The organism is Profundibacterium mesophilum KAUST100406-0324 (genome assembly GCF_009835145.1).
Taxonomy (GTDB): Bacteria; Pseudomonadota; Alphaproteobacteria; order Rhodobacterales; family Rhodobacteraceae; genus Profundibacterium; species Profundibacterium mesophilum.
Genome location: NZ_APKE01000014.1, coordinates 301,980 through 313,350, shown reverse-complemented (window position 1 = coordinate 313,350; position 11,371 = coordinate 301,980). Strand labels below are relative to the sequence as shown.

Annotated in this window: 10 protein-coding genes; 2 read left to right on the top strand and 8 right to left on the bottom strand. The window is 69.4% G+C overall.

The features are described 5' to 3' along the window. Positions 1-126: 126 nt before the first annotated feature. The 4 genes from PMES_RS06545 to PMES_RS06530 form a co-directional block, all read right to left on the bottom strand. Complete coding sequence (locus PMES_RS06545; RefSeq protein ID WP_159964708.1) at positions 127-864, bottom strand: SDR family NAD(P)-dependent oxidoreductase; 738 nt, start codon at positions 862-864, stop codon at positions 127-129. Continuing rightward, positions 861-1,421 (bottom strand): DUF3833 family protein, encoded by a 561-nt coding sequence (locus PMES_RS06540; RefSeq protein ID WP_159964707.1) that lies wholly within the window; start codon positions 1,419-1,421, stop codon positions 861-863. Before PMES_RS06540 ends, PMES_RS06545 begins: the two co-directional genes overlap by 4 nt. A 145-nt stretch (positions 1,422-1,566) precedes the next feature. Continuing rightward, complete coding sequence (locus PMES_RS06535; RefSeq protein WP_236549718.1) at positions 1,567-2,331, bottom strand: DUF1365 domain-containing protein; 765 nt, start codon at positions 2,329-2,331, stop codon at positions 1,567-1,569. Next, the gene (locus PMES_RS06530) at positions 2,328-3,650 is read right to left on the bottom strand and encodes an NAD(P)/FAD-dependent oxidoreductase (protein ID WP_159964705.1); all 1,323 of its coding nucleotides are present in this window, start codon (positions 3,648-3,650) and stop codon (positions 2,328-2,330) included. The genes PMES_RS06535 and PMES_RS06530 overlap by 4 nt, the downstream gene beginning before the upstream one ends. Before the next feature lie 272 nt (positions 3,651-3,922). Between PMES_RS06530 and PMES_RS06525 the strand changes: the two genes are divergently transcribed. Both PMES_RS06525 and PMES_RS06520 read left to right on the top strand, forming a co-directional pair. Then, the gene (locus tag PMES_RS06525) at positions 3,923-4,471 is read left to right on the top strand and encodes a sigma-70 family RNA polymerase sigma factor (RefSeq protein WP_201288964.1); all 549 of its coding nucleotides are present in this window, start codon (positions 3,923-3,925) and stop codon (positions 4,469-4,471) included. Continuing rightward, positions 4,468-5,142: a ChrR family anti-sigma-E factor gene (locus PMES_RS06520; protein WP_159964704.1), complete on the top strand. Its 675-nt coding sequence runs from the start codon at positions 4,468-4,470 to the stop codon at positions 5,140-5,142. The genes PMES_RS06525 and PMES_RS06520 overlap by 4 nt, the downstream gene beginning before the upstream one ends. Positions 5,143-5,182: 40 nt before the next feature. Here the strand turns inward: PMES_RS06520 and PMES_RS06515 are convergent, their stop codons facing one another. From PMES_RS06515 to PMES_RS06500, 4 genes are all read right to left on the bottom strand, one after another. Beyond that, positions 5,183-6,463, bottom strand: a complete 1,281-nt coding sequence (locus PMES_RS06515; RefSeq protein ID WP_236549717.1) for a DNA recombination protein RmuC — start codon at positions 6,461-6,463, stop codon at positions 5,183-5,185. 2 nt (positions 6,464-6,465) lie between these two features. Further along, entirely contained in the window at positions 6,466-8,370 is a 1,905-nt protein-coding gene (gene mutL / locus PMES_RS06510; RefSeq protein WP_159964703.1) for a DNA mismatch repair endonuclease MutL, read from the bottom strand. Between the two features lie 76 nt (positions 8,371-8,446). Beyond that, on the bottom strand, positions 8,447-9,766 hold the full coding sequence (locus PMES_RS06505) for a M16 family metallopeptidase (RefSeq protein ID WP_159964702.1): 1,320 nt from the start codon (positions 9,764-9,766) through the stop codon (positions 8,447-8,449). Further along, a complete protein-coding gene (locus PMES_RS06500; protein ID WP_159964701.1) occupies positions 9,763-11,274 on the bottom strand; it encodes a M16 family metallopeptidase in 1,512 nt (503 codons plus the stop codon). Before PMES_RS06500 ends, PMES_RS06505 begins: the two co-directional genes overlap by 4 nt. Between the last annotated feature and the right edge of the window lie 97 nt (positions 11,275-11,371).

Genomic DNA, 11,371 nt, shown 5'->3' with positions numbered 1-11,371 from the left:
CCGTGGCACCGTGTCAGGTCTTGACGGGACGGTGCCCCTGCAGACTTTCGTATCGCCCGGCCGATCGCGGACGCCCCGTTGCGCCCCATGACGGCCCGATTGCGGCATCGGCGCCGCCGGCGATGCTCAGCCGCGACCGAAGAGCCGGTAGTAGAGCGGCGCCGGAACGAAGCGCGAGAGCTGGAACAGCGCGCCGAAACTGCGCGGGAAGGACTTGGAAAAGCCGCCGCTGCACATATGCTCGAAGATCTCGCGCGCGGCGGCCTCCGGCTCCATGATCATCGGCATCCTGAAATCATTCTTGTCGGTCAGCCGGGTGCGCACGAAGCCGGGATTGACCAGCTGCACCTCGACCCCGGTGCCGTTCAGATCCGCCCTCAGGCATTCGGCGAGATGCATGACCCCCGCCTTGGACGCGCTGTAGCCTATCGAGCCCGGAAGCCCCCTGAACCCCGATAGCGAGCCGGTCAGCACGACATGCCCGTGCCCGCGCGCCACCATGCCCGGCACCACCTCGCCCAGCACCCGCGCGGCGCCGGTGAAGTTGATGTCGCACATCGCCGTCACCTCCTCGGGGGTCCAGTCACGCGCCGCCTGCGGCCAGTAGACCCCGGCGGCATAGACCAGACCGTCGATCTCGCCCGCGGCACCGGCCGCGCGGGCGACATCGCGCGAATCGGAGACATCGACACGCACCGCGCGCGCCGGCGCCGGCAGGCGGGCGGCCAGTGTCTCGAGCCGCTCCTCGTTCCGCGCGCTGAGTACCAGTTCCGCACCCGCCGCGCTCAGCCGCTCGCACAGCGCCCGTCCCAGCCCCTCCGAGGCTCCGACGATCCAGTAGCGCTTCGATGCCCAGTCCCTCATGCCGTCTCGTCCTTGCGTATGGTCGCCACGAGCTCGGCCGCCAGGATGCCGAACTTCCGGAACTGGCTGCGGTTGACCAGGGTGCCATTGTCCAGAAGGTACATCCAGTCCACCGCGTCGAGCACATGCCCGCCATCCTCGGGCGGCAGCACGATCTTGTAGCGCATCCTCAGCGCGGGGCCGGCAAGCCACCCCCGGCTTTGTCCCTTCACGTCATCCGCCTCGGCACGCATCGCCTGCCCGTCGAGCTCGATCCGCCATTCCCGGCGCTGCTTGATGCCGCTGTCATAGACGAAATCCTCGGTCAGGATGCCCTTCCCGTCCGACCATGTCCCCATCATCTTCGCGACGAAGCGGGAGGTGACGCGTCCGGTCGGCCCGTAGATCACCCCCTCGCACAGGAGCGGCCCGGCAAGATGCACCTGCGGATCGAGCTCCGGTCCGAGCGCCTGGTATTCATCCACCGCCTGCCCGCGAAACGACACGAAGCGCCAGCGCAGCCAGACGGGCAGCAGCACGATGGCGGCACAGACGATGAAGATGATGACGAGTTCCAAGCCTATGCCTTCCGGAATTGCGGTCGTGTGCGAAACAGAGCTCGGCAGGGCGATGCCGTGGCGCGGTTCCGTCCGCCTGACAAGCGCGTGGCTCCCTTGCAAGGTTCCACCATGGGAGCCGGTTGGTTCGGAAGGCGCATAGGTCTCACCGGCTGATCGGCGAGACCGGCGGAGCCGGCCTCGGGCGGAACCGCGCACCGCGCCACCACAGCTTCAGCGCCTGCCAATGGATGAGGCCCAGCACCCGGCGCGAGCCGAAGGGCCGGCGCAGCGCCGCCCGCAGGATGTCGCGCGTGCGCAGGGGACGGCGCGGCCCGCCCAGGGTGGCGAGCAGCCCGCCATCGGCGCGCTCGTAATCGATCGCGATCTCGACCCGTTCGGCGCGGATGTCGAAGCGGAAACGATAAAGACCCTCGACCGGCTGGAAGGGCGAGACATGGAAGACCTTGCGCGCCTCCAGCCGGTCGTCGCGGGTGATCGGCGCCAGGTCGTCGCGATGACACAGATAGCTGTGACGGTCCCCGAAGGTGTTGCTGACCTCGGGCACCACGATCCGCAGCGCGCCGGCCCGGTCATGCACCAGCCAGAAGCTCACCGGGTTGAAGACATGCCCGAGCACGCGCGGCTGGGTGATCAGCTCGATCCGCCCGCCGCCGATATCGCCCAGGCCGCGCTGCTCGAGCGCGGTGCGCAGCCAACGCGCCCCGAGCCCGCTCTTCGGCGGCCCGCCGTGATCGCTGTCGTGCAGGGAGATCGCCCCGGCGCGGTTGCGTCCGAACAGGCGCGGCGCGGTCTGCGCGTGTTCGGGATCGACGATCAGGTAATCCACCTTGTAGGAAAACCGGTTCGCGACAGCCCCGCGCCGCCCGTGGAAGGTGGTGCCGGCGAGATATTCCACCGCGTCGCTCACGCCGCGGCCACCGCGCCGTCCTGGGCCTTCTCGTCGCGTGCCAGCATCGCATCGCGCACCGCCACGGCACTGGCGAAGCCGTCCTCGTGGAAGCCGTTGCGCATCCATGCGCCGCAGAACCAGGTGCCATCCGTGCCGTTGCGCGCGGCGATGCCGGACTGCGCGTCGATCGCGGCGAGATCGAAGACCGGATGACGGAACGTGGTCTCGTCGTAGATCAGCGCCTCGTCGATATGCCGCTCGGTGTTGAGGGTGACGAAGAGAGGATCGTCATGCGGGATCGGCTGCAACGAGTTCATCCAGTAGGTCAGGTCGATCCGCTCGCGCGCGGCGCCTTCGGGCAGGGGCGCGGGCTCGGAGTAGATCCAGCTCGCCCAGGCCCGCCGGCGGCGCGGCATCACCGCCGTGTCGCGGTGCAGCACGGCGCGGTTGGGCTGGTATCGCACGGCGCCAAGGAGGACCTTCTCGGCGGGCCGCGCATCGGCCAGCAGCGCCAGGCTGTCATCGGAATGCGTGGCCATGACCACCTCGTCGAACTGCTCGGGCATACCCCCGGCGCAGGTGATCTCGACCCCGCCGGGCACCCGGTGAACGGCGCTCACGGCGGCATTCGTGCGGATCCGCGCGCCGCGCCGGATCAGGTCGGCCTCCAGCCGCTCGACATAACGCGCCGAACCGCCCTTCACCGTATACCACTGATGCTGGCCGCTGTGCTGGAGCAGGTTGTGATTGTCGAGGAACTCGACAAGCGCATGGGCCGGGAAATCGAGGATCCCTTGCACCGGCGTGGACCAGATCGCGCCGGAAAGCGGCAACAGGTAGTAATCCCGGAACCACGGCCCGGTGCGCAGACGCGCCAGCAGATCGCGGATCGTCATCCCCGGATCGTCGCAGGCCGCGAGGGCCTTTGAATTGAAGCGGAAGATGTCGGCCACCATGCGCAGGAAGCGCGGATCGGCGGCGTTGCGCGGCTGGCAAAAGAGGCTGCGCAGCCCGTGCAGGGCATATTCGATCCGCCCGCCGGCCGCCGAGACGCCGAAGCTCATGTCGCTGGGCACGACCGGGACGTCCAGCTCGTCGAACAGGGCGCTCAGATGCGGATAGTTGCTGCGGTTGTAGACGATGAAGCCCGTATCCACCGGCTGATCGCCGTTCCGCCCGGCGATGACGGTGCGTGCGTGACCGCCGAGCCGCGCGCCGGCCTCGAACAGGACGACCCTGTTGGCGCCGCATAGCAGATGTGCCGCCGCCATGCCCGAGATGCCGCCGCCGATGACCGCGATGTTGCGCGGCGGGGCCTTGAAGGTTTCGAATGGCATGTGGTGCTCTGCTCCGTAGGTTCTGTTCTGATACGGCGGAGGGAGGAGGCCGGATCACTCGCGCCCCGCGCCGCATCGCCAGAAAATCGTGCCCTCGATCTGATCCGCCGATGCGTCCGGCACGTAAAGAGGGAATGATGCATCTCCAGCCCTCCGCCCTCCATGCCGCACCCGTATCCGCACCTGCCGGGATGGCGCGCGCGGTTGCCAGCGGCTGCCCGGGAGCTAGTGTGCCCCTCTCAGGCCGAAGCAGGAACGGACATGACGCCCCGATGAGCCCAGAGCCCGGCGATACGGACTGGAGCGCCCAGCTGCGGCGGGTCGCAGAGGGCGACCGGGCCGCCTTCGCCTTGCTCTACGCGCATTTCGCACCGCGGCTCAAGTCGTTCATGCTGCGCAGTGGCGCCGGCGAGACCCTTGCCGAGGATATCGCGCAGGACGTGATGGCGAGCGTCTGGCACAAGGCCCCGCAATTCGACGCCGCGCGGGCGGGCGCATCGACATGGATCTTCACGATCGCGCGAAACCGGCGGATCGACGATCAACGCCGCGCCGCACGGCCGGAGCCCGAGGTGCTCGACTGGGGGCCCGAACCCGAACCCGACCCCACGGAGGCATTGTCGGTGCAGGCCGAAACCGACCTTCTGCACCGGGCGCTGCACGGCTTGCCGCAAGCGCAACGCGAGCTGATCGAGCGGGCCTATTTCGGCGAGCAGAGCCACAGGGAGATCGCCGTCCTGACGGGGCTTCCGCTTGGAACGATCAAGTCGCGCATCCGTCTCGCCCTCGACAGGTTGCGCCATGGGATGGACAGGTCATGACCGATCGCGACGATACGGCCGGCGCCCCGCATGCCCCGGCGAAACACCCCGGCGCGGCGCTTCTGTCGGCCTATGCGGCCGGCACCCTGAGCGAGAGCTTCGATCTGACGATCGCGGCGCATGTGAGCCTGTGCGATGCCTGCCGGGCCGAGGTGATGAGCTTCGAGGCGCTCGGCGGGGGCCTGCTCGAGACGATGCCGCCCGCCCCCCTCGCACGCGCGATGCCGGAGCCCGCCGCCGATCGCCGGCCGCAGGCCACGCCGGGGATGCAGGAGGCCGCCGCGCGGGACGGCGATCTGCCAGCGCCGCTGGAGCGCTATGCGGGCACCAGCAGCGCGCGTCTGCGCTGGCGTGCCGTGGGCGGCGGCGTGATGCAGATCATCCTGAAAGCCGAAGGGCCGGGGCGGGCGCGCCTCCTGCGCATTCCCGGCGGCATGGCGATGCCCCATCACGGTCATCGCGGGATCGAACTTACCCTGGTTCTCGGCGGCGCCTTCCATGACGGCACCGAACGGTTCGCCCGCGGCGATATGCAGGTCGCCGCTCCCGCGCTCGAACATATGCCCGTGGCCGAGGAGGGCCAGCCCTGCATCTGCCTCGCGGTGACCGACGCGCCCTTGCGCTTCACAAGCCTGCTGCCCCGCCTCGCGCAGCCCTTCTTGCGGATCTAGCGCACCCAGGCCCGGCCCGCGCGATCCGCTCCTGGCGTTTTCAATCCCGGCGGATGGTCAATCCGCGCCGGATGAAGGCGGGCGCGGCGTCTGCCGGTACGCCGGGGTCCGCGCCGGGATCGCGGCTGAAATCAGGACCGGGATCGCGCGCGGGTTCGCGGACATGATCGCGGGCGGGCGCCTGAGCTTGGGCGGGGGACGGGCCGGGCGCTTGCGGGCTTCTGGCGGGCGGCTCCTCCTCGCCGAACTCGAAATCGTCGAGCTTCGAGGCCCGGCGCCCCGCCCGCTCGGCGGCGATCGTGATGCCCTCCAGATCGCTGCGCGCCTGGCCGAAATGGGTCTCGAGCTTCTGCGCGCGGCTTACCACCAGCTCCATGTCGCGGTGCAGCTGGCGCAGAAGGGACCGGATCGCGCCGGTCTGCTCGCGCATCCGCGCATCCTTGAGAATCGCGCGCATCGTCGTCAGCGTCGCCATGCAGGTCGTCGGAGAGACGATCCAGACCTTCGCCTCGAACCCCTCGCGCACCAGTTCGGGGAAATTGCCGTGAAGCTCGGCATAAACAGCCTCGCTGGGCAGAAAGAGGATCGCCCCCTCCGCCGTCTCCCCGGGCAGGATGTATTTCGACGCGATCGCCTTGATATGGGTGCGCAGGGCCACGCGCATCTGGCGGGCGGCCTCGATCTTCTCGGCCTGGCTCGTGGCCCGGCGCAGCGCCTCGTAGGCTTCGAGGGGGAACTTGCTGTCGATGACGATCGGTCCCGGCGGGTCGGGAAGATGCACGAGGCAATCGGCCCGCTTGCCGTTGCCCAGCGTCGCCTGCCAACTGTAGCCGTCGGGCGGCAGGGCGCTGGAGAGGATGTCGCGCAGCTGGATTTCCCCGAAGGCGCCGCGTGTCTGCTTGTTCGACAGGATGTCCTGGAGCCCCAGGACCTCGCCGCTCAGCCGCTCGATCTTGGCCTGCGCCCGGTCGATCGTCTCGAGCTTCTGGTGCAGCTCGCCCAAGGAGCGCGAGGTGCGCGTGCTCGAGCCATGCAGGCTCCCTTCCATGCGCGCCGAGACATCGGCAAGCCGCGCCTCCATCAGCTGGAGCATTCCCGACTGGCTGGAAGCCTGCGCCTCGGAGACCTGCACGAGGCCGCCGGCGAGCTGCTGCTGCGCGGCGCCGAGCCGCTCGATCTGGCGCGCGAGCGGGGCAGCCAGGGCGGCGCTGCGGCCGGCGCGCCGTACCGCCATGACCAGAAGCACGAGCATCAATCCCAGAAGCAGTGCCGCCCCCAGGAGCAGCGCCGGCAGGGCCGCCGCGAGGGATGTGCCCTCCACGCTCACGTGCGCCCGAAAAGCCGCTCGATGTCGGAAAGCTTCAGCTCGACATAGGTGGGCCGGCCATGGTTGCACTGCCCCGAATGCGGCGTCGCCTCCATCTCGCGCAGGAGCGCGTTCATCTCCTCGGCGCGCATCCAGCGTCCCGAACGGATCGAGCCGTGGCAGGCGACGCGGCTGAGCACCGCTTCGATGCGGGCCTGCACCGCCTGGCTGTCGCCCAGATCGTCCAGCTCGTCGAGGATGTCGCGCAGCATCGCGCCCGCATCCACCGTGCCAAGAATGGCCGGCGTCTCGCGCACCGCCACCGCCCCCGCGCCGAACGGCTCGATCGTCAGGCCCATCCGCGAGAGTTCCTGCGCGTGATCGAGAAGCCTTTCGGCACCCTCCGCGCCGATCTCGACGATCTCGGGGATCAAAAGCGCCTGCGCCGCGACCCCGTTGCGCGCCATCTGGCCCTTGAGCTTCTCGTAGACGAGCCGTTCATGCGCGGCGTGCTGGTCGACGATGACCATGCCGTCGCGGGTCTGGGCGATGATGTAATTCTCGTGCACCTGGCCGCGCGCCGCCCCGAGGGGCAGATGCGCGCCCTCCGGCGCCGGCGCGGGATCGGCGCCCTGCGGGATGTCTTGCGCCGCCACGGCCTGTCCCGGCCGGACTTCCGGATGTGCCTCCGGCGTCACGACGCGGGCGCTTTGCTCGCCGAAACCGGCAAGGTCCGGCTCCTGCGCCGCATAAGCTGCCTGCCGCGCCCCGGCAGAGGGGCGGTCCATCTGGTAGGCGCGGGGCGGCCCCTCCCCTTGCGGCCGCATCGCGCCGAGCACGCCATGCGCGACGGTCGTCGAGGCACGGTGCCCCGCCTCGGCCAGCGCATGGCGCAGCGCCGAGACGATCAGCCCACGCACGAGGCCCGGATCGCGGAACCGCACCTCGGCCTTGGCGGGGTGGACATTCACATCGACGAGTTCGGGCGGGCATTCGACGAAAAGGGCGGCGGCGGGATGCCGGTCGCGCGACAGGAAATCGGCATAGGCCCCGCGCAACGCGCCGTAGAGCAGCTTGTCGCGCACCGGGCGGCCATTGACGAAGAGATGCTGCAGGCTGGCCGAACCGCGCGAATAGGTGGGAAGGGCAGCAAAGCCCGACAGGCCGATCCCCTCGCGCTCCGCCTCGATCCTGAGGGCGTTCTCGGCGAAGTCCTGGCCGAGCACCCGGCCAAGGCGCGCGCGCATCGCATCGAAGAGATCGCCGGTCTGCGCATCGGCGCGAAAGCTCAACCGCCCCGCCCCGCCGGCCGCCCCGCTCACGTCGCGCAGGGTGAAGGAGACGAAGGGCTCGGCCATCGCGAGGCGCCGCAGCACCTCGCCCACCGCCTGCGCCTCGGCGCGGTCGGTGCGCATGAACTTGAGCCGCGCCGGGGTCGCGTGAAACAGATCGCGCAGCTCGACCGTGGTGCCGCCGTTATGCGCGGCGGGGCGAACCGGGTCGAGCGCCCCGCCATTGACCTTCAGGCAAGCCCCCTCCTCGCCCGCAGCGCGCGAGGTGACCGACAAGCGGCCCACCGCGCCCAACGATGGGAGCGCCTCGCCCCGAAACCCGAAGCTGGTGATGTTGAGAAGGTCGGTACCGTCGATCTTGGACGTGGCATGCCGCGACAACGCGAGCGGCAGTTCGGCCGCCGACATCCCGCAGCCGTCATCCACAACACGGATCAGCGTCTTGCCGCCATCGGCGATCTCGACATCGATACGGCGGGCCCCGGCATCAAGGGCATTCTCGACCAGTTCCTTGACCGCGGAGGCGGGCCGCTCGACGACCTCGCCCGCCGCGATGCGGTTGATCGCGGCGTCGTCAAGCTGCCTGATGATCGGGCGCTGCTGGCTCATGTTGGGTGCATCAAGTGACATGCCACCATGGGTAGCATGCCACTTCGCGATTCGACATGGTGAAAACGCGCGCCTTCCGGTCGGGCGCGCGCTCGTCTCACTCCTGGCCGGGGAGCCCCTCGGACTGTCCCACCACGGTGAAATGCAGATCCTCGGGATGGAAGATCCGCTCGGCCACCCGGCGGGCATCGTCGAGGGTCACGGCTTCGACCATCTCGTTGCGGCTGGTGATGTATTCGGGCGGAAGGCCCTCCATCTGCATGCCGACCATGATCCCGGCAATGGTCGCGTTGCCGTCGAAGCGCAGTGGGTAGGCCCCGGTCAGGAAAGTCTTCGCCGCGTCCAGCTCCTCCTGCGTGACGCCCTGCGCGATCGCGGCCCATTCGTCGCGGATCACCTCGATCGTCTCGCCGACACGGGCATTGGCCGTCGCGGCCGATCCCATGAGCAGCTCGCCGTTGAGCATCGGCGCGAGATAGGTGCCGATGCCGTAGGTCAGGCCGCGCTTCTCGCGGACCTCCTGCATGAGGCGCGATTCAAAGCCGCTCCCGCCGAAAATCTGATTGACCACATAGGCGGCGAAGAAATCCGGATCGTCACGTTCGATCCCCTCGTGCCCGAAGAGGATGGTCGATTGCGGCGTGTCGAGCGGCACCACGTTCACACCGCCTTCGAGCGCGTATCCCGCATCCCCGGGCAAGGGCGCACCGCTTTGCGGCAGGTCACCCAGGAGATTGTCGAGCAGGAGCCCAAGCTCGTCGGGGGTGATGTCACCGACCGCGCCCACGAAGACCCGGTCGCGCACGAGCGTGTCGGCATGGGCCTGCACGATGTCCTCGCGGGTCAGCGCGCCGACCGTCTCGGCGGTGCCGTCCTTGGGGGTGGCATAGGGATGGCCCGCGAAGGCGGCGGCATCGAAGCTGCGCCGGGCGATGGCGCCCGGATCGGTGCTGTCGGTCGCGATGATCGAGAGCACCTGGTCGCGCACCCGGTCGATCGCGTCCTGCTCGAAGCGCGGCGCGACCAGCGCATCGCGCAGGAGTGCGACCGCTCGGTCGCGGTTCTCGGTCAGGAACCGGGCCGAGATCGACACCGCGTCGTCATAGGCGTCGAAGGCGAAGCTGGCGGCGAGGCTCTCACGGGCAAGGGCGAATGCCTGCGCGTCGCGATCCCCCGCGCCCTCCTCCAGAAGCCCGGTCATCAGATTGACCGCGCCGCGCTTGCCCGGCCGGTCGAGCACCGTGCCGCCGCGAAAGCGGATCTCGAGCGCGGTGAAGGGGATCGAGGGTTCCTCGACCAGCCAGGCTTCGATGCCGCCCGGCGATTTCACCTGCTCGATCTCGATGGCATGGACCGGCGCCGTGGAGAGCAGGCCAAGCACCGCGGCGGCGGCGGCGGAGAGCGCGAATCTGATCATTGTGTCACCTCATCGGTGGAAGCGCCGCGGGGCGCGGTGTCCTCGTCGCCGGTGGCATCTCCGCCGGGCCCGGCCTCCTGCGGCTCGGGATCGGCGTTCTGGCCCGCCGGCAGATCGAGCGGCGCGATGGTCGCCTGCGCGGGGCTCGCGGCGGCGTCCCGGGATGCCTCGACATCGGGCTCGGGCGCGCGCAGCCAGCCCGTGACGGCCGCGTCGCGGCGCAGGACTTCGCGTCCCGCCGCGATGATCTGCTCCGGCGTCACTTCCTGCAGGATCTGCGGCCAAGCCTCGATATCGTCGATCCCGAGACCGGTGGTCAGGCCGGCGCCATAGCGGCGGGCAAGCGCCTGAACACTGTCCTCCTCGTAGATCTGCGCGGCGCGCAGCTGCATCTTGATCCGCTCGAGCTGCGCCTCGTCGACGCCGCGCTCCATGAAGGCGGCCACTTCCCGGTCGAGCGCATCTTCCGCCGCCTCGAGGCTCACGCCCGGCGCGGGCACGATGACCAGCCCGAAGGTCGTGTCGTCATAGGCGGTGCCGTTGTAGAAGGCCGAGGTATAGAGCGCCTCGCCGGTGCCGAATTGCAGGGCGCGCGTAAGCTCGGAGGTCTGCCCGCCGCCCAGGAGCTCGGCCAGCAATGTCAGCGCCGCCGCCGTCTCTTGAGCGCCCGGATCGCGCTCGGGCGCGAGATAGCTGCGGATGACATAGGGCTGCGCGACGCGGGCATCCTCGTAGACGATGCGCCGCTCGGCACGCTGCGGCGGCTCCTGCGGGCGGGTCCGCTCCTCGAGGCCCGGCGTCGGCGCCACGGGGCCGTAATAGGTTTCGGCAAGGCGGCGCACCTCGTCCGGCTCGACATCGCCCGCCACGATCAGGATGGCGTTGTTCGGCGCATAATAGGTTTCGTAGAAATCAAGCGCATCATGCAACTCGAGCTGCTCGACCTCGTGCTTCCAGCCGATCACCGGAATGCCATAGGGGTGGTTCTGGTATTGCGCCGCGTCGCGTTGCTCGCCGAAGAGCGCGCCTGGATCGCTCTCGGTGCGCTGGTTGCGCTCCTCGAGGATCACCTGCCGCTCGGTCACGATATCGGTGCCGTCGAGCTGGAGGTTGCGCATCCGGTCCGCCTCCATCTCCATCATCAGCTCGAGCCTATCGGCGGCCACGCGCTGGAAATAGCCGGTGTAGTCCTGCCCGGTGAAGGCGTTGTCGCTGCCGCCCTGCGCCGCGACCACCTCGGAGAACTCGCCCGGCGCCAGGGTGTCGGTACCCTTGAACATCAGGTGCTCGAGGTAGTGGGCGATGCCGGAGACCCCTGCCGGCTCGTCGGCCGCGCCGACCTTGTACCAGACCATCTGCACCACGGCGGGCGCGCGGTGATCCTCGAGCACGACCACGTCCATGCCGTTGTCGAGGGTGAAGCTGCTGACCTCGGCGGCCAGGGCCGGTGGCACGGCAAGGAGGGACAGGAAGCCGGCGCACAGGGCCGGGGCATGGAAACGCGGCATGAATTCTCCTCGGGTGAGATATGCGATCAATTTATCGGCGGGCCGCGCCGCTTCAATCCCCGGTGCCACTCTTGTGACCATGCCGGGGCGGCGCGGC